This window comes from Nonomuraea sp. NPDC059023, from assembly GCF_042740095.1.
In the GTDB taxonomy this organism is placed as follows: Bacteria; Actinomycetota; Actinomycetes; order Streptosporangiales; family Streptosporangiaceae; genus Nonomuraea.
This window is the reverse complement of the sequence record NZ_JBHYIO010000008.1, coordinates 74,867-101,383: the sequence shown is the minus strand read 5'-3', so window position 1 is coordinate 101,383 and position 26,517 is coordinate 74,867. Positions and strand designations below refer to the sequence as shown.

Here is a 26,517-nt window from a genome sequence, read left to right as displayed (position 1 = left end):
CTTCAGCGGTCCCGAACCCGGAACCGCCGCACCACCACGGTCTCACCAGGACCATCGCCAGGAAGAGGGCGCTGACGCCATGCCGAACTCCTTAAGCACCGTCGAGACGACCGCCAACCTGCTGACCGACTTCTACGACCAGTTGCCCCGCTCGATCGCGGCCTGCGTCGCCGACCCGGAGCCGGTCAGGGAGCCGGCCGGCTTCTCCCCCGGCTTCCTGCTGCCGGAGCTCGACGACGACGTACGCGGCTTCCTCGACGTGGCGACGGCGGCGTGGCGGCCGCTCGGCGACTACGGCGGGCACGACCTCAGCCTCCTGGACCTGGCCGGCAACCCGGGCACCGGCACCACGAAGACGTTCGCCTCGCTGCTCATCGTGGCCCGCGCGGTGGAGTACATCCGCCGCTACGGCGAGCCGATCACGATCTTCTCCCCGACCTCGGCCAACAAGGGCACCGCCCTGCGCGACGCGGTGCTGCGCGCGATCGACCACGGCCTGGCCGACCCCGCCGAGCTGCGCGTGGTCATCCTGGCGCCCGAATCGTGCCAGGCCAAGCTGCGCGCCTCGCGCCTGTCGTCCGATCCGGCCCTGGCCGCGCTCAACCCGATGCTGGTCTACGGCGGCGAGCACCCGGAGGACGTCAAGGCCATCGGCCGCCGGTTCGCGGACAAGTACGCGGGCGAGTTCCGCGCCGCGGGCGGCAACCTGTGGTTCTCGCTGGAGCTGGGCAACTACCTGGTGGCCGACACCGCCCGCGCGTTCTTCGAGCAGCGCGCCGCCCCCGACGCTGGGCCGCGCCTGCACGCGCACGCGGTCTCCAGCGCCTTCGGCCTGCTCGGCTACCACCGCGGCCGGGAGGTCCTGGAGCTCGCGGGCCTGGCCGACCCGGCGGCCCGCCCGGCGAGCCTGCTGGTGCAGCACCTCGGCACCCCGGACATGGTGCTCAACCTGCGCCACGGCGGCTTCGAGCGGGACAACGCGCCCGTCTACGAGGCGGTGGACGGGCGCTACGTGCAGAGCGCCGACCCCCGCTTCCCGCAGGTCACCTACGACCCGGCGGAGGTGCTCGACCCGACCTTCTACACCCACCGCCCGGCCACCTCGCCGGCCATGAACGAGCTGATCGCCAGGCACGGCGGCGACGGCATCGTGGTCTCGCTGGCCGAGTGCGTCGAGCGTTACCCGCGGCTGCGCGAGATGCTCGCCGGCACCGGTCGCGAGCTGCCCGCCGACTTCCGGACGCTGCGCGAATGGTCGCTGGTCATGGCACTGACCGGGGTGCTGAACGCGATCGACCGCGGCCTGGTCGAGGCGCCGCGCGACGTGGTGGTGCACGGCTCGGGCAGCTACTCCACCGCCGACTACGAGGTGCTGCCCCGCTCCGCCCAGATCATGGTGGACGGCGCCGAGGACGTGGCTCGGGCGGTCCTCGGCTGATGGACGGCTCGTACACCGGCGACGAGATCGCCATCGTCGGCGTGGCCGGCCGCTTCCCCGGTGCGGCCGGGGTGGCGGAGCTCTGGCGCAACCTCCTCGACGGCGTGGACTCCGTGCACGACTACACCGAGGCGGAGCTGCGCGCGCTCGGCCTGCCGGAACGGCTGATCGCCGACCCCGCGCACGTGCCGTCCGGCGGCCGGGTGGACGGCGTGGACGGCTTCGACGCCGCCTTCTTCGGCGTGCCGGCGGACGAGGCCGTGCGCATGGACCCGCAGCAGCGGCTCTTCGTCGAGCAGGCGTGGGCGTGCATGGAGGACGCCGGCCACGCACCCGGCTCCTACGACGGCGTCGTCGGCGTCTTCGCCGGCTCCTCGGTCAACCGGTACTTCCTGTACCGGCTCCTGGCGGGAGGCCAGCCCGACGACTGGGAGGAACGGCTGGCCCCCGGCTGGGCGGCCGACTACCTGCCCGCGCAGGCCGCCTACCGGCTGGGTCTCACCGGCCCGGCGGTGGCCGTGCAGACCGCCTGCTCCAGTTCGCTCGTCGCGGTCTGCCAGGCGGCGCAGAGCCTGCTCGACTACCGCTGCGACCTGGCGCTGGCGGGCGGGGTGAGCGTCATCGAGCCGCGCTTCAAGCACGTCGAGGGCGGGATGGTCGCCCCGGACGGCCGCTGCCGCGCGTTCGACGCCGCCGCCCAGGGCGCCGCCTACGGCAGCGGGGTCGCGGTGCTCGCGCTCAAGCGCATGGAGGACGCGCTCACCGACCGCAACCACGTGTACGGCGTGCTGCGCGGCTGGGCGGTCGCCAACGACGGCGCGGCCCGTGCCGGGTTCGCCGCTCCCGGGCTGGAGGGCCAGGCGGCCGTGGTGGCCGAGGCGCTGGCGGGGGCGGAGCTGAAGCCGGGCGACATCGGGTTCGTGGAGGCTCACGGCAGCGGTACGCCGGTGGGCGACGCGATCGAGGTGGCGGCGCTGGCGCGGGTGTTCCGGGGGCCGCTGGTGCTGGGGTCGGTCAAGACCAACCTGGGCAACCTTGACGCCGCCGCCGGGGCGGTGGGGCTGATCAAAGCGGTGCTGGCCGTACAGACCGGGCTGATTCCAGCCAATCTCCACTTCAAGACGAAAAATCCGGATCTGGGGGATGTGCCGTTCGTGATCCCCCAGCAGACCGTGACCTGGGAGGATCCCGTACGGCGGGCCGGAGTCAGCTCGTTCGGACTCGGCGGCACCAACGCCCACGTGATCGTCGAACAGCCCCCCGAACCACCCGAGCGCCCCCCGGTCACCGGCCGGCACGCGCTCCCCCTCTCGGCCCGCACCCCCGAGGCGCTCTCCCGGCTCGCGGCCGCCCTCGCCGCCCACCTCGCCGCCCATCCCGAACTTCGCCTCGACGACGTCGCCCACACCCTGTGGAACGGACGCCGCTTCTTCACCCACCGCACGGCCGTCCTGGCTGAAGACCTCCCCGGCGCCGTCGCCGCCCTGGCCACCGCCGCGCCGGGCACCGTGGTCCCGGCTCCCCGGACGGGCGACGCCCCGTACGAGCCGGCCGAGCGGTGGCTGCGCGGCGAGGTCGTTACTCCGCCCGAGTATCCCGGCGCCCGCCGGGTCCCGCTGCCCGGTTACCCGTTCGAGCGACGTACGTACTGGTCGGAGATCCCGCGATGACCACCCCCATCCTCTTCTGCATCCCCTACGCCGGCGGCGCGCCGAGCGCCTTCCGCGCCTGGCCGGCGATCGCCGGGCACCGGCTGGACGTGCGCCCCGTGGCGCTGCCCGGACGGGAGGCACGGTTCCTGGAGCCGCCGGACGTGGACGTGGCCCAGCTCGCCGACGACATCGCCGGGCAGGCGGGCGGCCGGCCGTACGCGATCTTCGGGCATTCCATGGGCGGGCGGCTGGGCTTCGAGGTCGTACGGGAGCTGCGCAGGCGCGGCGAGGAGCCGCCACTGGCGCTGTACGTGAGCGCGTGCCGCGCGCCCGACACGGTCGAACCGCTGTCGGTGCTGGCCAGGGCGGACGACGAGGCGCTGTTCACGCGGCTGACGGAGCTCGGCGGGATGCCGAGGCAGATCCTCGACGACCCCGAGATGCGCGAGCTGCTGCTGCCGGTCTTCCGCGCCGACTTCGCCTGGCTGGACTCCTACGTCTACGAGCGCGAGGCCCCGCTGGAGGTGCCGATCACGGCCTTCGCCGGCCGGGACGACCCGTCCATCGACCCCGGGCTCGTGGACGGCTGGCGCCGCGAGAGCACGGCCGGCTTCGAGTTGCGGATCGAGCCCGGCGGCCACTTCTTCGTGCACGAGCGCGCCCCGCAGATCCTGGACGCGATCTGCCACGACCTCGGCAGGCAGCCGCGCCACCTGCTCCCGCTGGGCGGGACGGGCTGGTCGGTGTGGAAGGACGCGGTGCTGCGCAGCACCGGCTTCCCCGCGGACGGACTGGCGCGCTTCTCCGCCCCCGAGTGCGCGCGGGCCGCCGACGCCTTCCTCGCCGGGGAACTCGACGGGGAGACCTTCGCCAAGACGCTGGCCGCCGCGCTCGCCGCCGGCAGCGAGGACGCCTGCGAGCTGGCCGCGGACCCGTTGTTCCGCGAGGCCGTCATCTGGCAGAACCGCACCGCCCTCGCCGCGCTCGACGGCCTGGTCAAGGGCGGGCCCGGCCAGAAGCGCAACAACAAGCGCCGCGAACGCGAGCAGATCATCCTCAAGTACTGGCAGCGCTACACCGCCAAGAACGACAGCGTCGGCTTCTTCGGCCCGGTCACCTGGGCCGCGATCCGCGCGGACGGCCCCGCGGTCACCGCCGAGCCCGGCCCCGGCCTGCTGGCCGGCCGCCGCGTCCGCTTCGAGGACTGGGCGCTGAGGGCGCTGGCCGCCAAGCTCGCCGAGGACCCCGCCGTACGCCGCGGCTACCCGCCGGTCCTCCAGCCGCACCTGACCCTGGCCGGACGCAAACTGCTGCGCCCGGCCTTCCCGCCCGTGCCGATCTCCGCGGCCGAGGAGGCGGTCCTGAGCCGCTGCGACGGGCGGCCCGCCGTGGAGATCGCCGGCGAGCTGATCGGCACGGCCGGCTTCAGGTCCCCCGACGACGTCTACCTGACCCTCGACATGCTGGCCGAGCGCGAGCTGATCGACTGGACGGGCAACGTGCCGGTCACCGAGGAGGCCGAGCGGCACGTGCACAAGCTGCTGACCCGCGCCGGCCACCCCGGCGCGCTGGCCGTCTTCAAGGACCTGCGCGCCGCCCGTGACCGGGTGGCCGACGCGGCGGGCGACCCAGAAGAGCTCCTGACCGCCCTGCTCGCGCTGAACGACCGGTTCACCTCGGTCGTCGGCGAGAGCGTGCGCCGCCCCGGGCAGACCTACGCCGGTCGCGGCCTGCTCTACGAGGACACCACCCGCGACCTGCGCGTGGTCTTCGGCGGTCAGCTCCTCGACGACCTCGCCGAGCCGATGGCGCTGATGCTCCAGGCCGCCCGCTGGCTGACCGTCGAACTGGTCAGGGTCTACGGCGCCGCGCTGCGCGAGCTCTACGACGAGCTGCGGGCCGACACCGAGGGGGAGGTCCTGCTGGCCGACGTGTGGTACCTGGCCCAGGGCGCTCTGTTCGGCTCGGCGCGGCGGCCGGTGGACGAGGTGGCGGCCGGCTTCGCCGCCCGCTGGCGCGCGGTGTTCGGCCTGGACGACCTTCCCGAAGACACCTCCCAGGTACGGCTGACCGCCGCCGAGCTGGCCGGGGCGGTGGCGCGTACCTTCCCGGCGGCGCGCCCCGGCTGGTGGGCGGGCCGGTTGCACGCCCCCGACCTGCAGATCTGCGCGCCCGACGCGGACGCGGTCAACCGGGGCGACTACACCGTCGTGCTCGGCGAGATGCACGCGGCCTGGCCGACGTTCGACACCTGGGTGTTCACCGGCGCCCACCCGGACCCCGGCGCGCTCGCCGAGGCCCTCGACGCCGACATCGGCCCGGCCCGCCTCGCGCCGCTCTACCCGGACACCTGGCCGCTGCACACCGGCAGGGTCTCGCGCGCGCTGGCGGGTCCCGGCGTGCGCCGGCTCGGCTGGACCGCCGCGCCCGGCGCCGACCCGGCCACGATCCTGCCCGCGACCTCGATCCAGGTCCGCGACCTCGGCGGCGACCTGGTCGCCGTCGCGCCGGACGGGCAGCGCTGGCCGCTCGCCGAGGTGTTCTCCGAGCTTCTGGCGATCCACGCGGTCGACGGCTTCAAGCTGGCCGCCGCGGGCGGGCACACGCCGCGGATCTCCATCGGCCGCCTCGTCGTCGCCCGGGAGACCTGGCGGACCACGGCCGGGGAGAGCGGCCTGACCGAGGTGACCGGCGAGCGCGAGCGCTACCTCGCCGTACGCCGCTGGCGCCTGGCCCTAGGCCTGCCTGAGCAGGTCTTCGTCAAGCTGAGCAGCGAGATCAAACCCACCTATGTCGATCTGACCAGCCCGTTCTACGCCTCGATGCTCTGCATGATGCTGCGCTCGGCCAAGGCGCGCGCGGGCGACGGCGTGAAGGTCACGATCACCGAGCTGCTGCCCGGTCCCGGGCAGGCGTGGCTGCCCGACGCGCGGGGCCGCGGCTACTTCAACGAACTGCGCCTGCACCTGGTCGATCCCGCGACTCCCGGAGGTCTCGCGTGAGCCTGGCTGATCTCATCCTCTCCCGTGCCGCGCGGCGGCCCGGCGCGGTGGCCGTCCGGCAGTGGGCGGACGTGCTCACCTATGGCGAGCTCGCCGTCCGTGCCGAGCGGCTGGCGGTCCGGCTGCGCGCCCTCGGCGTCGGCCCCGAGACGCTGGTGGGCGTCTGCCTGCGGCGCCGGCCGTCGATGATCGTCGCGATCCTGGGCGTGCTGCGGGCCGGTGGCGCGTACGTGCCGCTCGACCCTGACGGCCCGCCCGTCCGGCGCGGGGAGATCCTCGCCGACGCGGGCATCACCACCGTGATCGTCGACGACGACACCGCGGCCGGGTTCACCGGCGTGCGGCGGGTGCGCGCCGATGACGGTGACGACGGTCCGTGCCCGCCGTCGGGCGCCGGGCCGGGCAACGCCGCCTACGTCCTGTACACCTCGGGCTCGACCGGGCGGCCCAAGGGCGTCGTGGTCGAGCAGCACAGCGTGGCGGCGTTCGCCGACGGCTTCGCCCGGCACACCGGGGCGGGGCCGGACACCAGGGCGCTGGGGTTCGCCGCGCTCACGTTCGACCTGTCCGTGCTGGACATCTTCGTCACGCTGGCCACCGGCGGCGCGTTGCAGCTCGCCGGGGACGCCGACCGGGCCGACCCTGCCCGGCTGCAACGGTTCGTGGCCGAGCACCGGGTGGACTGGGGCTGGATCCCGGTGGTGCTGCTGACCCTGCTGGAACCGGCCGGGCTGCCGGAGTGGCGTACCGTCATCACCGGCGGCGAGGCCCCCGGGCCCGAGCAGGTCGAGCGCTGGACCTCGACCGGCAAGCGCTTCCTCAACTGCTACGGCCCCACCGAGGCGACCGTCTGGGCCACCTCCTTCGAGGCGCGCGGCCGCTGGGAGCGCTCCCTTCCGATCGGCGCCCCGCTGCCCGGCTACACGGCGGCGGTCTTCGACGAGACCGTCGGCGCGGTCCCCGATGGCGGCACCGGGGAACTGCTGCTCGGCGGTACCGGCGTGGCCAGGGGCTACCTGGGCCGTCCCGCGCTGACCGCCGACCGCTTCGTGCCCGACCCGTCCGGGCACGGCGCCCGCCTCTACCGCACCGGCGACCTGGCCAGGCGCGACGAGGAGGGCCTGCACTTCCTGGGCCGCAGCGACCGCCAGGTCAAGATCCGCGGGCAGCGGGTGGAGATCGGCGAGGTCGAGACCGTCCTGCGGGCCCACCCGTCGGTCGAGCACGCGGTGGTCGAGGCCGTGGACGGACCCTCGGGTCCGCGGCTGGTCGCCTTCTGCAGCCCGGACGCGGACTCCGCCGACCTCCTCGCCCACTGCGCCGAACGCCTGCCGGCCGCGATGGTCCCCGCCCAGCTCGTACGGCTCGCCGCCCTCCCCCTGACCCCCTCGGGCAAGGTGAACGGCCTGGCCCTGCGCGCCCTGGCCGAGAATGACCGGACACCGGACGGCGGCTCGGCCGGGAACGGCCGGACGCCGGACGGCGGCGGGGTCGCTGCGGCTGTGCCCGTCACCCCGCTGGAACGCGCGCTGGCCGACCTGTGGACCCAGGTGCTGCATTACCGGGATGCCGCGATGGAGGACGACTTCTTCGCCATGGGCGGCGACTCCGTGGCCGCGATGCGCCTGGTCGCGGCCGTGGGCAGCACGCTGGAGCTGGCCGTCGCCGTGGAGGACGTGTTCGCCGGGCGGACCCTGGGCGGCTTCGCGGCCCGCGCCGCCGCCGCGGGTCCACGGGCGGAGCGGCTCCCCACCGGCAGCCCGCCCGCGCTGTCACCGGCGCAGCGCCGCCTGTGGTTCGTGGACAAGCTCGCCCCCGGCGCCACCGCCTACAACCTCGCCCTGGCCGAACGCCTGCACGGGCCGCTGGACGTGGCCGCGCTGGGCGACGCGCTGGCCACGGTGATCGCCCGGCACGAGGTCCTGCGCTGGCGGGTGCCGGACGCGGCGGGCGTGCCGTACGTGGAGGTGGACCCGCCGGCGGCGGTGCGGCTGGTGGTGGAGGACGTTGCCGAGGAGCGGCTGGAGGCGGTGCTGGCGCAGGAGTCCGGGCATCGTTTCGAGCTGGCGGCGGGGCCGTTGTGGCGGGCCAGGCTGCTGCGGCTCGGGGAGCGGGAGCACGTGCTGGCGCTCACCTTCCACCACGCGGTCTTCGACGGCTGGTCGCAGCGCCCGTTCCTGGAGGATCTCGGCCGGGCCTATGCGGGCGAGGACCTGTCCGCCCCGCCCGCGCGGTTCGCCGACTACGTGGCCTGGCGCGACCGCCAGGAACGCGAGCACGGCCAGGACCACCTGAACTGGTGGAAGACCCACCTCGACGGCGCCCCCGTCGTGCTGGACCTGCCCCGCGACCACCCCCGGCCGCCGGTGCAGACCTACGCGGGCGGCCGGGCGAGCCTCACGCTGGGCGCGCACACCGCCGGCGCGCTCAGGACGCTGGCCGTCGAGCTCGGCACGACCCCGCCCACCGCCATGCTGGCCGCCTTCGCCGAGGTGGTGCGCCGGGTCACCGGCCGCGACGACGTCCTGGTCGGCACGCCGTCGGCCGACCGCAGGCACGAGGCGTTCCACGACCTGGTCGGCTTCTTCCTGGAGGTGGTGCCGCTCCGGCTGCGCGCGGGCGCCGGCGACAGCTTCGCCGACCGGGTACGCGCCGCCGCCGGCGAGTTCCTGTCCGCCCTCGGTCACCACGCGGTGGCGCTGGACCGGATCGTGGACGCGGTCGCCGTGCCCCGCGACCCGGGCCGGGCACCGCTGGTGCAGGTGCTGTTCAACGTCTACAACTTCCCCGAGCCCAGGCTGCCGCTGACCGGGGTGCGCTCGGAGCGGGCGGTGCCCGGGGTGGCCGGCTCGCCGTTCGACCTGACGATCTACGCGGTCGAGCGCGACGGCGCGTACGCGATCGACTGCGTCTACAACGCCGACCTGTACACGGCCGCGCGCGTGGAGCGGCTGCTGTCGGCCTACGGCGCGCTGCTCGCGGCGGCGGCGGCCGACCCGCACGCCCCGATCGGCGCCCACGAACTGCCCGGCGCCGCCGCACTGGCCGAGGGTGCGCGTGAGCTGCCCGGCAAGGCGCCGGGCGAGAGCCCGGCGCGGGCGGCGCCCATGGCCGGCTCGTCGCGGCCGGTCACGGTGACCGAGCGGCTGGTCGCCCGGGTCTGGCGAGAGGTGCTCGACCGCGAGGACGAGGTCGGCGCCACCGCGAACTTCTTCGACGCCGGCGGCAACTCGCTGGCCATGGTCAGGGTCAGGGCCCGCCTCGCGGCGCTGCTCGGCCGGGAGCTGACCATCGTCGACCTCTTCAAGCACACGACAGTCCGTGGACTCGCGGCCTTCCTCGACGGGGAGTCCGGCACGCCAGAACTGAACAGAGCCGACCGGCGCGCCCAGGCCCGCCGGAGCCGGCAGGAGAAGCGCAGGAGGATCTAGTGACGGAGTTCGCCGCCGAGCCCATCGCCATCATCGGCATGAGCGCCCGGGTGCCGGGCGCGGCCAGCATCGAGGAGTTCTGGCGCAACCTCGTCGCCGGCCACGACTCGCTGACCACGACCACGCTGGAGGAGCAGCTCGCGCTGGGCGCCAACCGCGAGATGGTCGAGCACCCGGCCTTCGTGCCCGCCGCCCAGATCATCAGCGACATGGAGTACTTCGACGCGGGCCTGTTCGGCATGAACCCGCGCGAGGCCGAGATCGCCGACCCGCAGCTTCGCGTCTTCCTGGAGCAGGCGCACGCGACGCTGCTCAACGCCGGTTACGACGCCACCCGCTTCGACGGCGACATCGGCGTCTACACCGGCACCGGCCCGAGCGTCTACCAGTGGCTGAACATCCGCACCCACGCCGCCCAGTCGCTCGGCGCCATCGGCGTCGGCGTGGCGGTCAGCAACAACATCGACTACATCGCCACCACCGTCTCCTACCGCCTGGACCTGCGCGGCCCGAGCATGACGGTCTCGACGGCCTGCTCGTCGTCGCTGGTGGCCGTCCACCTGGCCTGCGAGGCGCTGCGCAGCGCCGAGTGCGACATGGCGCTGGCCGGCGGCGTGTGCCTGGAGTTCCCGTGGGGGCTCGGCTACCCGTCCATGGACGGCTTCACCTCCTCCGACGGCCACGTACGCCCGTTCGACGCCAAGGCCGACGGCACCATCTGGGGCAGCGGCACCGGCGTGATCATGCTCAAGCGGCTCAGCGACGCGCAGGCCGACGGCGACCACATCAGGGGCCTGATCCTGGGCAACGCGATCAACAACGACGGCGCCGGCAAGGCGGGCTTCTCGGCGCCGAGCGTCGAGGGCCAGGCCGCGGTCATCCAGGAGGCGCTCGGCGTCGCGAACGTGGACCCGCGCACCGTCGGCTACGTCGAGGCGCACGGCACCGGCACCGCGCTCGGCGACCCGATCGAGGTGGCCGCGCTGACCAGCGTCTACGGCCGCGACGCCCAGGACACCGGCTGGTGCGGCATCGGCTCGGTGAAGTCCAACATCGGCCACCTCAGCCAGGCCTCCGGCGTGATCGGCCTGATCAAGGCGGTGCTCACGCTGGAGCACGGGATGATCCCGCCGAGCATCAACTTCGACGAGCCGAACCCGGCCATCGACTTCGACGCCGGCCCGTTCTACGTGGTCACCGCGCCCACCAAGTGGCTGGCGGACGGCGAGCCGAGGCGGGCGGCGGTCAGCTCGTTCGGCATCGGCGGCACGAACGCGCACGTGGTGCTCCAGGAGGCGCCCGCACCCGAGCCGCGTCCCGCCCCCGCGGGCCGTCCCCGCCTGCTGCGCCTGTCCGCCCGTACGGCCGGCGCCCTGAGCACCGCCCGCGACCAGCTCGCCGCCCACCTGGAGAAGACCGCGGACCTGGTCCTGGACGACGTCGCCCACACGCTCGACGTGGGCCGCTCGGTCTACAAACACCGCGCCGCCGTGGTCGCCGCCGACCTGACCGACGCGGTGAGCGCGCTGCGCGAACGCCGCCGCTTTCTCACCGGCACCGCAGGCGACCCGGCGCCCGGCGTCGCGCTGCTGTTCTCCGGCCAGGGCGCCCAGTACGCGGGCATGGGCGCGGACCTGTACGAGACGGAGCCGGTCTTCGCCGCGGCGATCGACGAGTGCGCCGAGATCGCCGCGGCCGAGCTGGGCGAGGACCTGCGGGCGGCGATGTTCGGCCGCGGCCCGGAGTCCGACGCGCTGCTGCGCGAGACCCGCCGCACCCAGCCCGCCCTCTTCATGATCGAGTACGGCCTGGCCAAGCTCTGGCGGCACTGGGGCGTCGAACCGGCGGCCATGATCGGCCACTCGATCGGCGAGTACGTGGCGGCCACGCTCGCCGGCGTCTTCACCCTGCCCGACGCGGTACGCCTGGTGTGCGCCCGTGGCCGGTTGATGCAGTCGATGCCGGCCGGGTCGATGCTGGCCGTACAGCGGGACGAGGAGTGGGTGGCGGCGCGGCTGCCCGAGGGTGTGGGCATCGCCACCGTGAACGGCCCCGGCGTCTGCGTGGTGGCGGGGCCCGCGGCGGCGGTGGACGCGTTCGCGGCCCGGCTGAAGGACGAGGACGTCAAGACCACCGCGCTGCGCACCTCGCACGCCTTCCACTCACCGATGATGGACCCGATCCTGGCCGAGTTCACCGAGGTGGTCGCCGCGGTGCCGAGGCAGGCGCCGCGGCTGCCGTTCCTGTCGAACGTGACCGGCGACTGGATCACCCCGGAGGAGGCCGTGGACCCGGCGTACTGGGCCGGGCACCTGCGGCGGCCGGTGCGGTTCGCCGACTGCGTGGCGACGCTGCTGGCCGAGGGCCGGTGGGTGCTGCTGGAGTGCGGGCCGGGCAAGCAGCTGGCCGGCCTGGCCCGGATGCAGACGCCGAAGGACGGCCTGGCGCCGCTGGCCAGCCTGCCCGCGGCGACCGAGCGGGCGGGCGCGGCCGAGACGCTGCTGACCTCGGCCGGGCGGTTGTGGACCGCGGGGGTCGCGGTGGACATCCCGGTGCCGGGACGGCGGGCGCCGCTGCCCGGGTATCCGTACGAGCGGGAGTATCACTTCCTCAGCCCTTCCGCGCCGGAGGCGGTCGCCGCCCCGGTGCTGCCGTCGGGGCCGCGGGGTCTGGACGACTGGTTCGAGGTGCCCGCCTGGAACGAGGTGCCGACGGTCGCGGCCGGTGAGCGGTTCGCCCGGTGCCTGGTCTTCGCCGGCGACGGCCGGGGCGAGGAACTGGTCGCGGCGTTGCGGGAGGGGGGCACGGAGGTCGTCACCGTGCGTCCCGGGCCCGGCTTCGCGCGGCTCGCGGACGGGTACGCGCTCGTGCCCGGCGATCGGGCGGGCTATGACGCGCTGGTCGAGGCGCTGGTGAACGACGGCGGCGTACCGGCGAGGATCGTGCACGCCTGGCCGCTGACCGGTCACCCGGCCGGGACAGACCCGGACGCGACGGCCGCCGCGCAGGAGAACGGTCTCTACAGCCTGCTCTGGCTGACGCAGGCGCTGGCCGCCGCGCAGGTGGCCGCCGGCGTGCGGATCGACGTGGTCACCGACGGCACCCAGGACGTGCTGGGCCACGACCTGACCCGTCCCGAGCACGCCACCGTGGCCGGGATCGCCCAGGTCGCGCCGGTCGAGATCGACGGCCTGACCGTCGGCCACCTGGACCTGGACCCGGCGGGCACGCCGGTGAAGGCGCTGCTGGCCGAGCTGCGCCGGCCCGCCGGGCAGGGCACGCTGGCCCTGCGCAACGGGCGGCGCTGGCAGCGCGGCTTCCGTCCGGCGCCGCTGCCCGCCGACGTGCCGGGCGACGTGCTCAAGCCCGGCGGACGCTACCTGATCACCGGTGGCACCGGCGGCATCGGCATCACCATGGCCGAGGAGCTCGGCACCCGGCTGGGCGCGCGGATCGTGCTGCTGAGCCGTTCGGGACTGCGCGAGGGCGACCCCCGCACCGCGCGGGCCGCGGCCGCGATCCGGCGGGTCGAGGCCGCGGGCGGCTCGGTGAAGGTCGTCGCCGCCGACGTGACCGACCCGGTACGGCTGCGCCGGATCCGCGAGGAGGCGGTGGCCGAACTCGGCGGCCTGGACGGCATCGTGCACGCGGCCGGCCTGCCCGGCGGCGGCATGGTCGAGCTGAAGGAACGTGAGGAGGCGCAGGCCGTCCTCGCTCCCAAGATCTACGGCACGCTCGCCCTCTGGAACGCCTTCGGCGACCTCGACCTGGACTTCGTCGCCCTGTGCTCCTCGGTGACCGGCATCGCCGGCGGCTTCGGCCAGGTGGACTACACGGCGGGCAACGCCTTCGAGGACGCCTTCGCCCGCTCCCGCCGGAACGGCCCGCGCATCCTCTCACTCAACTGGGGCGTCTGGCTGGAGGTGGGCATGGCCGCCGACACCGACGCCCCGGCCGCCGTCGGCAGGAACGCCGGCGTCACCGCCGCGGTGCCCGTCGAGCACGGCATCCTGCGCAGCCGGATCGGCCACGAGGTACGCGGCCCGGTCTCGGCCGAGACCCACGCGATGCTGGACGAGCACCGGATGGGCGAGGTCCCGATCATGCCGGGGACGGGGCAGCTGGAGTGCGTGCGGGCCGCGTTCGAGGCGGTCGTGCCCAGCCCCGGTCCCGGCCACATCATCGAACTGCGCGACCTGGCCTTCGTCAAGCCGCTGGCCGTACGGCCCGGCACCACCGGCGAGGTGGTCGTGGAGGTGGTCACGACAGCGGACGGCGGCGAGCTGGAGCTGCGTACCCACGAGGGCATGCACGCCCGGGGCGGCGCCGTCTGGGTCGAGGAGCGGCCGCCCGCGCGGGTGGACCTGGACGCGCTGCTGGGCGGGCTGCGCAAGGCCGGCGCCGAGGAGATCGTCGGCGTCCACGACAGCGTGCTCAACTTCGGGCCGAGCTGGCACCACCCCGAGCAGGTCTGGTTCGGCGAGCGCGAGCAGATCGGCCTGGTCGAGGCGATCGACGCGGTGGCCGCCGACCTGGACCGGTGGGGGCTGCACCCGGTGCTGCTCGACATCGCCACCTCCTACGGCACCGGCGACGGCCGCCAGACGGGGCTTTCTTACATGCCGCTGGCGTACGGGACCGTGCGTGTCCACGACCGGCTGCCCGCCCGCTTCTACAGCCATCTGCGCATGGGCGACTTCCGCGAGGACAGCCGGATGGTGGCGCTGAACTTCACGCTCATCGACGAGTCAGGCAAGGTCCTGGTGGAGATCGAGGACTTCGAGGTACGCCAGGTCGAGCCGGGCACGGTGACCGCGCTGGGCGACGTGCCCGAGGCCGCGCCGACCGGCTGGAGCTACGCCGGGGCGAGCGGGGAGCCGAGCGACGGCATCCGGCCGGTGGACGGCGTCGAGGCGTTCCGCCGCGCGCTGGCCGCCGACGCGGGCGCGCAGATGGTGATCAGCTCGATGGCGATCGCCGAGATCATCGAGGGCGAGCGGCGTTTCTCCGCCGGCGAGCCCGCGCCGGAGCAGGCGGCCGAGGCCGTGCGGGTGGTCCGCGACGGCGACTTCCTGGCGCCCGAGGGCGAGCTGCAGACGACGCTGGCCGGGATCTGGAGCGGTGTGCTCGGGGTGAAGGACATCGCCGCCGACGACGACTTCATCGACCTGGGCGGCAACTCGCTCGTCGCGGTCCAGCTCATCGCGCAGGTCAGAACAACGGTCGGGGTGCGGCTGCCGATGCGGGCGCTGTTCGAGGCGCCGACCGTCGCGCAGATGGCGGCCAAGATCGAATCGCTCAGGGCCGCCCAGGACGGCGCGGCCCCCGCCGCCACCCCGTCCGCGTCGGCGCCGATCCCCCGCGTCGCCCGGCGCATGTCCTAGGACTCATCCCCCCGGAAAGGAGCTCGCGATGCCGGACTTCAAGGTAGTGATCAACGACGAGGAGCAGTACTCGGTCTGGGCCGCCGACCGCCCGGCGCCCGCAGGCTGGCGGGAGTCCGGCTTCGCCGGCTCGCGGCAGGAGTGCCTCGACCACATCGACCAGGTCTGGACGGACATGCGGCCGCTCAGCCTGCGTACGGCCATGGGCGGATGAGCATGGAAGGCTACGTGCTCCCCGCCTCGTTCGGGCAGGAGCGCCTCTGGTTCGTGGACCAGATGGAGCCCGGTCTGACGGCGTACAACATCGCGTTCGTCAAGCTGCTGCGGCGCGGCCTGGACCCTGACCGGTTCGAGGCGGCGCTGCGGGAGCTGGTGAAGCGGCACGAGACGCTGCGCACCGGGCTGGAGCTGCGCGACGGCGAGCTGGCGCAGATCGTGCTGCCCGAGCTCCACGTGGAGGTCGAGCGGACCGACCTGCGCGGGCTGGACGAGCGCGAGCGGGCGGCGCGGCTGGCGGAGATCCACGCCGCCGACGCCGCCCGCCCCATCCCGCTGGACCGGCCGCCGCTGTGGCAGACCAAGCTCTTCCGGCTGAGCGAGGACGAGTGGCAGGGGTTCTTCCTCTTCCACCACATCATCTTCGACGGCACCTCGGTGGAGATCTTCATCACCGAGCTGGCCGCCCTCTACGACGGCAGAACCCTGCCGGAACTGCCCATCCAGTACGGCGACTTCGCCGCCTGGCAACGTGGCCGGTGGGACAACGGCGAACTGGCCGACCAGCTCGCGTACTGGAAGAAACAGCTGGCCGAGCCGCCGCCCCCGCTGGAGCTCTCCCCGCGCGCCCCCGACCCGGAGATCTCCCGGCACGCGGGCGGCGACGTCGGCTTCGACCTGCCGCCCGAGCTCACGCGGCGGGTGCGCGAGCTGGCGGCGGCCCGCGGCGCGACGCCGTTCGCCGTGCTGCTGGCCGCCCTGCAGGCGCTGGTCGGGCGGCTGACCGGCCGCGAGGACGTGCTCGTGGGCACGCCGGTCTCCGGCCGGGACCGGCCCGAGACCGCCGGGCTGATCGGCATCATGGTCAACACCGTGGTGGTGCGCGGCGACTGCCGCCGCGAGGTGCCGTTCACCGACCTGCTCGCCCAGGTGCGGGCGAACCTGCTCGACGCGCTGGACAACCAGGAGGCGCCCTACGAGCGCCTGGTCGAGGAGGTACGCACCGAGGGCGCCGACGGCGAGCCGCTGCACCAGATCGTCTTCAACCTGCTGCCGCTGGCCGAGAACATCCAGTTGCGCAACGGCACCGCCAAGGTGGACCTGCTGATCGACCTCGTCGAGGAGGGCGAGCGGATCAGCGGGCGGATGGAGTACGCCAAGGCCCTGTTCGACGCGGAGTGGGCCGAGGGCTTCGCCGCCCGGTACCGGCTGCTGCTCGGCGGCGTGCTCGACGATCCGGCCACTCCGGTGGGGCGGCTGCCGATTCTGCTGCCCGGGGAGGAACCGCGGGGCCGTACCGGGGAGATGCCGGAGCGGAAGAGCGTCACGGAGGTGTTCGCCGCGCTCGTGCGTGAGCGGCCCGGCGCGGTGGCGGTCGCCGACGCGGACGGCGGCGCGCTGACCTACGGCGAGCTGGACCGGCGCTCGGGGCGGCTGGCCGCGCTCCTGGCCCCGCACGCGCGGCAGGACAGGCCGATCGCGGTCCTGCTCGGCAACGACGTGGAGCTGGCCGTCGCGGTGCTGGGCGTGCTGAAGGCGGGGGCGGCGTTCCTGCCGCTGGACGCGCGGCATCCGGTGGAGCGGGTGCGCTACCAGCTCGCCGACTCCGGGGCGACCGCGATCGTCACCGGCCGGGCGACCGGGCTGCCCGAGACGGGGCTGCCGATCCTCGACCCGGCCGACGCGCCCGGCGAGGCGGCGCCCGCGGTGGCGCGGCATCCCGGCCAGCTCGCGTACGTGATCTACACCTCCGGCTCGACCGGGCGGCCGAAGGGCGTGGGCGTCGCCGACGGCGAGCTGACCGCCTACGTCTCCGGCGTCACCGGCCTGCTCGGCCTCGCGCCCGGCCGCCGCCTGTCGATGCTGCAGCCGCTCACCTACGACTTCGCGATCACCGTCTTCTTCGGCGCGCTGCTGACCGGCGGCACGCTCCACCTGGTGCCGCGCGAGCTGGCCACCGACGCCTACTGGGTCGCCGAGCACCTGCGCCGCGAGGCCGTCGACATCTACAAGATCACGCCGTCGCACCTGGCCGCCCTGCAGAGCGGGCTGCCCGACCCGGCCGCGCTGCTCCCCCGCCGCACGCTCGTGCTCGGCGGCGAGGCCTCACGCTGGGAGTGGGTACGCGAGCTGCGCGCCGCGGCCGGTCCCGAACGGTCGGTCGTCAACCACTACGGCCCCACCGAGACGACCGTCGGCGTGCTCGCCCTGGCCGGTGACCAGACGCCGCACGGCGCCGGAACCACCACCCCGGTCGGCCACACGCTGCCCCACGCCACGGCATATGTCCTGGACGCCGGCCTGCGGCCGGTGCCCGACGGGGTGCCCGGCGAACTGTGCGTGGGCGGCGTGAGCGTCAGCCGCGGCTATCTCGGCCGCCCGGCCGCGACGGCGGCGGTCTTCGTGCCCGACCCGTTCTCCGGCGTGCCGGGCGCCCGGCTCTACCGGACCGGCGACCGGGCCAGGCGGCTGCCCGACGGCTCCGTGGAGTTCCTGGGCCGGGCCGACGACCAGGTCAAGATCCGCGGGTTCCGCGTGGAGCCCGGCGAGGTGCAGGCGGCGATCGCCGCGTACCCGGCCGTGCGCGAGTGTGCCGTCCTGGCCCGCGACGGCGAGCTGACCGCGTACGTGGTCGGCGCGGTCGAGGCCGCCGCGCTGCGGGCGTACCTGGCCGAGCGGCTGCCCGACTACATGGTGCCCGCGCACTTCGTCTCCATGGACGGGCTGCCGCTGGCCGCGCACGGCAAGCTCGACCGCGCCCGCCTGCCCGCGCCGGTCGCCGCCGCCGCGAGCGCGGGCGCGCCGCCGTCCGGCGCGACCGACGAACTGATCGCCGCGTTGTTCGGGCAACTGCTCGACTGCGGCCCGGTCGGCAGGGACGACAGCTTCCTGGAGCTCGGCGGCCACTCCCTGCTCGCGATCAAGCTGATGAGCCGGGTCAGGACCGCCTTCGGCGCCGCGCCGCCGTTGCGCGCCCTGTTCGAGAACCCGACCGTCTCCGGGCTCGCCGCGAAGGTCGACGCCGCCCTGAGCAAGCGGGGCGAGCGGCTGCCGCCGGTCGTGCCGGTCCCGCGCGGCACCGGCCTGCCCGCCTCCTACGGCCAGCGCCGCCTGTGGTTCCTCGACCAGCTCGAACCGGCCGCCGCCGTCTACAACACGCACGTCTGCCTGCGCGTGCGCGGCGACCTCGATCCGGTACGGCTGGCGCGCGCCCTGCTCGGCGTCGCCGACCGCCACGAGGTGCTGCGATCGCGGCTGGAAGAACGCGACGACGACCTGATCGTGCGGATCGAGGACGAGCCAGAGGCGCCCTTCACCGTCACCGAGCTGCCCGGCGGCGGACCGGCTCAGGCCCTGCGGCTGCTGGAGGAGGAGGCATCGCGGCGCTTCGACCTGACCACCGAGCCGCCGTTGCGCGCCCACCTGGTCCGCATGGCGGCCGACGACCACGTTCTGCTCGTCACTCTGCACCACGTGGTCAACGACGCCTGGTCGGCGGTGTTGTTCCAGAGCGAGCTGGCCGAGATCTACGCGGCCCTGGGCGAGGACCGGCGGCCCGGCCTGCCGGAGCTGCCGGTGCAGTACGCCGACTACGCCGCCTGGCAGCGGGCCCGGGTCGAGGGGCCGTTGCGGGAGACGCAGCTGGCGTACTGGCGGGCGCGGCTGGCCGGGCGGCCCGAGCGGCTGGAACTGCCCGCCGACCGGCCCCGGCCGTCCCGGCGGAGCTACGCGGGGGCGAACGTGCCGATCAGCGTTCCGGCGCCGCTGGCCGAGCGGCTGCGCGGGCTGGGCGCCGAGGAGAACGCCTCGCTGTTCATGACGCTGCTCGCGGCCTTCTCGGTCCTGCTGGCCCGGCACTCCGGCCAGGACGACATCCTGGTCGGCACGCCCGCCGCGAACCGGCCCAGGCCCGAGGTGGAGTCGCTGCTCGGCTTCTTCCTCAACACGCTGGCCGTCCGGGCGGACCTGTCGGCCGACCCGACCTTCCGCGAGCTGCTCAAGCAGGTCAGGACGACGTCGCTGGAGGCCTTCGCCAACGACGAGGTGCCGTTCGAGGTGCTGATCGAGGACCTGCAGCCGCGGCGTGACCTGGGCGGCACGCCGCTGGTGCAGGTGATGCTCAGCCTGGAGGACGCCGAGCGGCCGCCGGTGTCGGCGGGCGGGCTGCGGTTCGAGTGGCTGCCGTCGGGGACCGCGCACGCCAAGTTCGACCTGACGCTCTATCTGCGGCGGGAGCCGGACGGGCTGCACGGCATCCTGGAGTACCGCACCGACCTGTTCGACGCGGGCACGATCGAACGGCTGGCCGCCCGCTTCCTCGCGCTGCTGACCGCGGCGGTGGCCGATCCGGACCGGCCGGTCTCCTCGTTGCCGCTGCTCACGCCTGCCGAGAACGCGCTGATCGAGGAGTGGAACGACACCGGCTCGTTCGCGTCGTCGCCGTCGTTGCCCGAGCTGCTGGCCCGGCAGGTGGCGGCGACGCCGGATGCGGTGGCCGTGGTGGGGCCTTCTGGCTCCGCCCTGACTTACACCGATTTTTCGGGACGGGTCCGGGGGTTGGCCGGTGCGCTTCGGGCCGCCGGGGTCGGGGTCGGGTCGGTGGTGGGGGTGTGCCTGCCACGGAGCGTGGACCTGGTGGTGGCGGTACACGCGGTGGTGGCCGCCGGGGGCGCGTACCTGCCGCTGGAGCCTTCCTACCCCGACGAACGGCTGACCTTCCTGACCGGCGACGCCGACGCCCAGGTGATCATCACCGACTCCGCCGACCGCTTCCCCAGCCACACGACCGTACCCCCCACCGCCCCTCTCCCACCCACCGCCTCCCCGCCGTCCACCGCCTCTCTGCTGCCCACCGCGTCGGGCGGAGGCGTACGGGGTGGGTTGCCGGAAATTTCGCCACATGCTCCGGCCTATGTGATCTACACCTCGGGCTCCACGGGCAACCCCAAGGGGGTCGTGATCTCGCATGCGGCCATCTCCAACCGGCTGCGATGGATGTCCGAGGCCTTCCCGCTCACTCCAGAGGACCGGATCCTGCACAAGACGCCGTTCACCTTCGACGTCTCGGTCTGGGAGTTGTTCTGGCCGCTCATCGCGGGTGCGGGGATGGTCGTGGCCGGGCCCGAGGCGCACCGGGACACCGCCGAGCTGGTCCGGCTGATCGGCGAGCACCGGGTGACCACGGTCCACTTCGTGCCCTCGCTGCTGGACGCCCTGCTGGAGGAACGGCCCGCGTTGCCCTCTCTCCGGCGGGTGATCTGCTCGGGCGAGGCCCTGCCCACCTCGCTGGCCGGACGCTTCCACGCCGCCCTGCCGGACACCGAGTTGCACAATCTCTACGGCCCGACCGAAGCGGCCGTCGACGTCACCTGGCACGCCTGCGAGCCGGGCGAGAGCCGTACCCCCATCGGACGGCCCATCACCGGCATCCGCGTCGAGATCCTCGACGGGAACGGCGAGCGGGTCCCGATCGGCGCGCCCGGCGAGCTGTGCGTCGGCGGCATCGGCCTGGCCCACGGGTATCTGGGGCGGCCGGGGCTGACCGCGCGGCAGTTCACGCCCTCGCCGCACGGCCGCCTCTACCGGACCGGCGACCTGGCCCGCTGGCTGCCCGACGGCGAGGTCGAGTACCTGGGCCGCATCGACCACCAGGTCAAGATCCGCGGCATCCGGGTCGAACCCGGCGAGGTCGAGGCGGCGCTCACCGCGCACCCCTCGGTCAGGTCCGCTGTGGTCCTGGCCCGGCGCGGCGCGCTGGTCGGCTACCTGGTCGCCGAGACGGGGATCGACCTGCCCGCGCTCACCGCCCACCTGCGCGTCCGGCTGCCCGAGCATCTGGTCCCGGCCCAGTACGCGGTGCTGGAGGAACTGCCGCTCACCCCGAACGGCAAGCTCGACCGGCACGCGCTGCCCGAACCCCGTCCGGCCGCCGCGCCCGTCCACGAGCCGCCCGCCGGGCCGGAGGAGGAGGCGGTCGCCCAGGTGTGGGCGCAGGTGCTCGGCGTCGGGGACGTCGGCGCGCACGACAACTTCTTCGCCCTGGGCGGCGACTCCATCCAGTCGCTCAAGGTCGTGGCCAGGCTGCGGGGCCGCGGCTACCGGCTGGCCCTGGAGCGGCTGTTCACGCACCAGACCGTGCGCGAACTGGCCACCACGCTGGAGCGCGGCCCGGCCGCCGAGAGCGCCACCCGCGCCGCGTTCGGCCTGCTCGGGGCCGGTGACCTGGACCGCATCAAGCAACGCTTCCAAGGAGGGCGACCATGACGGCGCTGCAGGACGCCTACCCGCTCACCGCGCTGCAGGCGGGCATGTTGTTCCACAGCTCCTACCAGGAGGGGTCGCCGACGTACCACGACGTGTTCACGCTCGTGCTGCACGGACGCTACGACGCCGCGGCGCTGCGTGCGGCGCTGCGGGAGGTCATGGCGCGGCACGCGGTGCTGCGCACGTCGTTCGACCTCACCGGCTTCGAGGAACCGCTCCAGCTCGTGTGGGACGAGGTCGAGCCGCCGCTGGCCGAGGTCGCCGAGCCGATCGGGGCCTGGGGCGAGGCGGAGCGCGGCCGGGCGTTCGACTACGGGAGCGCGCCGCTGTTCCGGGTGGCGGTGGAGGTCAGGGGCGAGGCGGAGTTCGGGCTCGGGCTCAGCTTCCACCACGCGATCCTGGACGGCTGGAGCGTCTCCACGCTCACCGGCGACCTGCTGCGCCGCTACTCCGCGCACCTGGCGGGAACCCCGCTGCCGGTGGAGCCGCTGGAGCCGAGCTTCCGCGACTTCGTGGCCACGGAGAAGGCGGCGATCGCCGACGAGAAGACCGCCGGGTTCTGGCGGGACCTGCTCGACGAGGCCCCCGACGGCGTCCTTCCGAGGCTGCCCGGCTACCGGGCCGGTGACACCGAGCAGGCCGTGTCCCATCCGGTCGCCATGGACGAGCCCGTGGTCGCCGGCCTGGCGGAGGCGGCCACGCGGCTGCGGGTGCCGCTGCGCACGGTGCTGCTCGCCTGCCACCTGCGGGTTCTCGCCCTGCTCACCGGCGAGGGCGAGGCCGTCACCGGCGTGGTCACGCACGGGCGGCCCGAACACGAGGCCGCGGGCGAGGTGCTCGGGCTGTTCCTCAACACCGTTCCGCTGCGGGTACGCACCGACGTGCCCACCTGGGAGGCGTTGATCAGAGGCGTCTTCGAGACCGAGGTCGCGCTCCACCCCCACCGCCACTACCCGCTCTTCGAGATCCAGCGGCTCACCGGACGGGCCCCGGCCTTCGACGCGCTCTTCGACTACCGGGACTTCAAGGCCTACCGTGAGCTGGGCGGGGACGGCCTGGCCGTGTCGGAGACCGAGTTCTTCGAGCAGACGAACCTGGCCTACGCCGCCAACTTCACCTGGTCGCCGCGGACGCGGCGGCTCGGGCTGACGTTGAAGTACGACCGCACGCAGTTCGCCGCCGACCAGATCGAGCGGGCGGCCGCGTACTACCGGCGGGCGTTCGCCGACGTCGCCGCCGACCTGGCCATCGATCCGCGGGAGAGCGGCGGGTACGTGGCGGCGGACGCGGCGGTGATCGCCGGGTGGAACGCCACCGGGCCGGGCGTCTCTGGCACCCTGCCCGCGCTGCTGGCGGCACAGGCGGAGCGGACGCCGGATGCGGTGGCCGTGGTGGGGCCTTCCGGCTCCGCCCTGACTTACACCGATTTTTCGGGACGGGTCCGGGGGTTGGCCGGTGCGCTTCGGGCCGCCGGGGTCGAGGCCGGGTCGGTGGTGGGGGTGTGCCTGCCACGGAGCGTGGACCTGGTGGTGGCGGTACACGCGGTGGTGGCCGCCGGAGGCGCCTACCTGCCGCTGGAGCCTTCCTACCCCGACGAACGGCTGACCTTCCTGACCGGCGACGCCGACGCACAAGTGATCATCACCGACTCCGCCAACCGCTTCCCCAGCCACACGACCGTGCCCCCCACCGCCTCCCAGCCCACCACCGCCTCTCTTCTGCCGACCCCATCGGGCGGAGGCGTGTGGGGTGGGTTGCCGGAAATTTCGCCACATGCTCCGGCCTATGTGATCTACACCTCGGGCTCCACCGGCAACCCCAAGGGCGTGGTCGTCTCCCACGCGGCCATCGTGAACCGCCTGCTCTGGATGTCGGACGCCTTCCCGCTCACCCCCGACGACCGAATCCTGCACAAGACGCCGTTCACCTTCGACGTCTCGGTCTGGGAGTTGTTCTGGCCGCTCATCGCCGGCGCGGGGACGATCGTGGCGGGCCCCGACGACCACCGCGACACCGCGGCCCTGACCCGCCTCATCCGCGAACACGCCGTGACCACCCTGCACTTCGTCCCGTCGATGCTGGAGGCCCTGGTCGAGGAGACCCCGAGCCTGCCATCACTGCGGCGGGTGATCTGCTCGGGCGAGGCCCTGCCCACCTCGCTGGCCGAACGCTTCCACACCGCCTTCCCCGGCGTCGAACTCCACAACCTGTACGGCCCGACCGAAGCGGCCGTCGACGTCACCTGGCACGCCTGCCGGCCGGGCGAGAGCCGTACCCCCATCGGAAAACCGATCACCGGCGTCAGCATCGAGATCCTCGACAGGAACGCCCGGCGCGTCCCGATCGGCACCCCCGGCGAGCTGTGCATCGCCGGAGCCGGGCTGGCCGACGGCTACCGGGGGCTGCCGGCGCTGACCGCCGCCCAGTTCACCCCGCACCCGGACGGCGGACGCCTCTACCGGACCGGCGACCTGGCCCGCTGGCTGCCCGACGGCGAGGTCGAGTACCTGGGCCGCATCGACCACCAGGTCAAGATCCGCGGCATGCGGGTCGAACCCGGCGAGGTCGAGGCCACGATCGGCCTGCACCCGAACATCAGGAGCGCGGTCGTGGTGCCGTACAAGGGCGGGCTGGCCTGTTACGTCGTGCTCGAACCCGGCACCGTGGCCGAGCTGTCCGACGTCACCGCGTTCCTGCGGGCGCGGCTGCCCGAGCACATGGTGCCGAGCGCGTTCCTGTCGCTGGAACGGCTGCCGACCACGGCCAACGGCAAGCTCGACCGCAAGGCGCTGCCCGATCCGGCTCCGGCGCCGCGCCCGCCGTACGAGGCGCCGCGCGACGAGCTGGAAGAGCACCTCGCCAAGCTCTTCGCCGACGTGCTCGGCGTGGAGGAGGTCGGGATCCGCGACGACTTCTTCGCCCTCGGCGGCCACTCCCTGCTCGCGCTGCGCCTGGCCATGCGGCTGCGCCAGGACCTCGGCCGGGAGGTGCCGGTCGCCACGATCCTGCCCGCGCCCACGGTCGCCCAGCTCGCCGCCGCACTGCGGCACGACGCGGACACGCCGGTCGGCAAGGGCCGGATCGTCCCGCTGCGCGAGGGCGGGGACCGTACCCCCGTCTTCCTCATCCACGCGCTCGGCGGCGAGGTCTTCCGCTACCAGCCGCTCGCCACCGCGCTCGGCGAGGACCAGCCCGTCTACGCGATCCCCGCGCACGGCCTGGCCGAAGGCGAGACGCCGCACGCGACGATCGCCGAGATGGCCGAGGCGTACGCCGCCTATGTCCGCTCGGTGCGCCCGCACGGCCCCTACGCGCTCGGCGGGTTCTGCATCGGCGGCAACATCGCGCTGGAGGTGGCCAGGCGGCTGCGCTCGGACGGCGAGGAGGTGCCGGCCGTCTTCCTGGCCTGGTCCTCGGCCGACGAACCGGTCGTCCGCAGGTCGCTGGAGGACGACCTGGAACTCATGGGGCACGCGCTGGCCGGCGGGCTGACCACCGTGGACATCCAGGAGTTCAGGCATCTGGAACCGGCCGAGCAACTGCTGTCGGTCATCAACGCCGCCTCCAGCGAGGGAACACTCCGCCAGCGACCCGACGACCTCGCCTACATCCGGCGCTACCTGGACGTCTTCCGCGCCAACGCCCACGCCGTCGGCCACTACACCCACGAGCCCTACGACGGCCGCGCCGTCCTGCTCATCCCCGAGGGGGACGGCGTCTCCCTCGACGAGGACTACGGCTGGCGCGCGGTCTGTGACCGGCTCGACGTCGGCTACCTGCCCGGCGCCCGCTTCAGCTCGTTCTTCCCGCCCTACGTCGCCCGCACCGCAACCGAATGGAGGAGGTGGATGGATCATGGCACAGGAGACGACGGCCAGTGATGCGCCGCCCGAGACGCCCAGCCTGTGGAAGCACAGGGACTTCCTGAAGTTGTGGAGCGGGTTCACCGCCTCCGCCTTCGGCAACGCCGTCACCGAGGTGGCGTTCCCGCTCGTCGCGATCGTCCTGCTCAGCGCGTCCGAGGAGCAGCTCGGCTTCCTCGGCGCGATCGGGCGGGTGCCGATGCTGCTGTTCCTGTTCGCCGGGTTCTGGGCGGACCGGTTCCGCAAGCGGCCCACGATGATCGTCACGGACGTGGTGCGCGGGTTCGCGCTCATGCTCATCCCCGTGCTCTGGCTGACCGGCTCGCTCAACCTCATCTGGCTGGGCTTGGTGTCGTTCGTGCTGGTCACCATGTACGTGTTCTTCGAGGTGGCCAACATGTCGCACCTGCCGTTCCTGGTGGGGCGCGAGCAGCTCGGCGACGGCAACGCCAAGCTGCAGCTCAGCACCTCGGTCGGCAAGATCGCCGGGAACACGCTCGGGTCCGCGCTGGTCACCACCGTCAGCGCCGCGGTGATCCTGGTCATCGACGTGGTCTCGTTCTTCGCCTCAGCGGTCCTGTGCGCGCTGATCAAGAAGGAGGAGCCGCGGCAGGATCCCTCGGCGGACCGGCCGGGCGTGATCTCCTCGATCAAGGAGGGGCTGGTCTGGGTCTGGCGGCAGCCTCTGGTACGGCCCGGCGTCATCGCCAGCGGCTTCTACATGTTCTTCTTCACCGGCATCCAGGTGCTGCTGCCGTTCTGGATCACCAAGAGCCTGGGCATGGAGCCGTACTGGGTGGGTGTGATGTTCGCGGTCGGCGCTCCGGGGGCGATTCTCGGGTCGCTGCTGGCCGTACCGGTGATGAAGCGGATCGGCATGGGGCCCGGCTTCTTCTGGGCGACCGTGGTCGGCAACGGCTCGCTCATCCTCATCGCGCTGGCCACCGGGCCGTTCTGGCTCGCGCTGACCATGATCGGCATCTCGCAGTTCCTGCTCGGCGTGACCGGCCCGATCGCGGGCGTCAACCACACCGTGCTCAGGCAGGGCGCCACGCCCGACCGGCTCCAGGGCCGCGTGATGGCCTCGCAGCGCGCCGTCGCGCTGGCCTTCGCGCCCGTCGGCGCCGCGCTGGCCGGACTGCTGGCCGCCGGGATCGGCGTCCGGCCCACGCTGATCATCTGCGCGCTCGGGGCGCTCGTCCCCGTGGTCATCCTGGCCCTGTCCCCCGTGCCCCGTACCCGCGCGATGCCCACCCCTCAGGAGTGA

At 73.9% G+C, this 26,517-nt stretch carries 9 protein-coding genes; all 9 read left to right on the top strand.

Going from position 1 to position 26,517, the window contains the following annotated elements; translation table 11 throughout:
• The first annotated feature begins 79 nt into the window (after positions 1–79).
• Genes ACFWYW_RS16080 through ACFWYW_RS16040 form a run of 9 tightly spaced genes read left to right on the top strand, consistent with a single transcriptional unit; the run spans position 80 to position 26,517 of the window.
• Entirely contained in the window at positions 80–1,438 is a 1,359-nt protein-coding gene (locus ACFWYW_RS16080; protein ID WP_379610448.1) for a DUF6002 family protein, read from the top strand.
• A complete protein-coding gene (locus ACFWYW_RS16075; RefSeq protein ID WP_379610449.1) occupies positions 1,438–3,108 on the top strand; it encodes a beta-ketoacyl synthase N-terminal-like domain-containing protein in 1,671 nt (556 codons plus the stop codon). The genes ACFWYW_RS16080 and ACFWYW_RS16075 overlap by 1 nt, the downstream gene beginning before the upstream one ends.
• On the top strand, positions 3,105–6,092 hold the full coding sequence (locus ACFWYW_RS16070; protein WP_379610450.1) for a thioesterase domain-containing protein: 2,988 nt from the start codon (positions 3,105–3,107) through the stop codon (positions 6,090–6,092). Before ACFWYW_RS16075 ends, ACFWYW_RS16070 begins: the two co-directional genes overlap by 4 nt.
• Positions 6,089–9,523 carry an amino acid adenylation domain-containing protein gene (locus tag ACFWYW_RS16065; RefSeq protein WP_379610451.1) on the top strand — a complete coding sequence of 1,145 codons (3,435 nt, stop codon included), beginning with the start codon at positions 6,089–6,091 and terminating at the stop codon, positions 9,521–9,523. Before ACFWYW_RS16070 ends, ACFWYW_RS16065 begins: the two co-directional genes overlap by 4 nt.
• On the top strand, positions 9,523–14,907 hold the full coding sequence (locus tag ACFWYW_RS16060; protein ID WP_379610452.1) for an SDR family NAD(P)-dependent oxidoreductase: 5,385 nt from the start codon (positions 9,523–9,525) through the stop codon (positions 14,905–14,907). Before ACFWYW_RS16065 ends, ACFWYW_RS16060 begins: the two co-directional genes overlap by 1 nt.
• Positions 14,908–14,935: 28 nt before the next feature.
• Complete coding sequence (locus ACFWYW_RS16055; protein WP_379610453.1) at positions 14,936–15,121, top strand: MbtH family protein; 186 nt, start codon at positions 14,936–14,938, stop codon at positions 15,119–15,121.
• Positions 15,118–21,387, top strand: coding sequence for an amino acid adenylation domain-containing protein (locus ACFWYW_RS16050; protein WP_379640996.1), 6,270 nt, complete (start codon positions 15,118–15,120; stop codon positions 21,385–21,387). The genes ACFWYW_RS16055 and ACFWYW_RS16050 overlap by 4 nt, the downstream gene beginning before the upstream one ends.
• The gene (locus ACFWYW_RS16045; RefSeq protein ID WP_379612262.1) at positions 21,384–25,268 is read left to right on the top strand and encodes an amino acid adenylation domain-containing protein; all 3,885 of its coding nucleotides are present in this window, start codon (positions 21,384–21,386) and stop codon (positions 25,266–25,268) included. Before ACFWYW_RS16050 ends, ACFWYW_RS16045 begins: the two co-directional genes overlap by 4 nt.
• On the top strand, positions 25,243–26,517 hold the full coding sequence (locus tag ACFWYW_RS16040; protein ID WP_379612263.1) for an MFS transporter: 1,275 nt from the start codon (positions 25,243–25,245) through the stop codon (positions 26,515–26,517). Before ACFWYW_RS16045 ends, ACFWYW_RS16040 begins: the two co-directional genes overlap by 26 nt.

Excerpts from the sequence above, each read along its gene's own strand:
- ACFWYW_RS16080 (WP_379610448.1), top strand. The coding sequence starts at position 80 with ATGCCGAACTCCTTAAGCACCGTCGAGACGACCGCCAACCTGCTGACC.
- ACFWYW_RS16075 (WP_379610449.1), top strand. The coding sequence starts at position 1,438 with ATGGACGGCTCGTACACCGGCGACGAGATCGCCATCGTCGGCGTGGCC.
- ACFWYW_RS16070 (WP_379610450.1), top strand. The coding sequence starts at position 3,105 with ATGACCACCCCCATCCTCTTCTGCATCCCCTACGCCGGCGGCGCGCCG.
- ACFWYW_RS16055 (WP_379610453.1), top strand. The coding sequence starts at position 14,936 with ATGCCGGACTTCAAGGTAGTGATCAACGACGAGGAGCAGTACTCGGTC.
- ACFWYW_RS16050 (WP_379640996.1), top strand. The coding sequence starts at position 15,118 with ATGAGCATGGAAGGCTACGTGCTCCCCGCCTCGTTCGGGCAGGAGCGC.
- ACFWYW_RS16045 (WP_379612262.1), top strand. The coding sequence starts at position 21,384 with ATGACGGCGCTGCAGGACGCCTACCCGCTCACCGCGCTGCAGGCGGGC.
- ACFWYW_RS16040 (WP_379612263.1), top strand. The coding sequence starts at position 25,243 with ATGGCACAGGAGACGACGGCCAGTGATGCGCCGCCCGAGACGCCCAGC.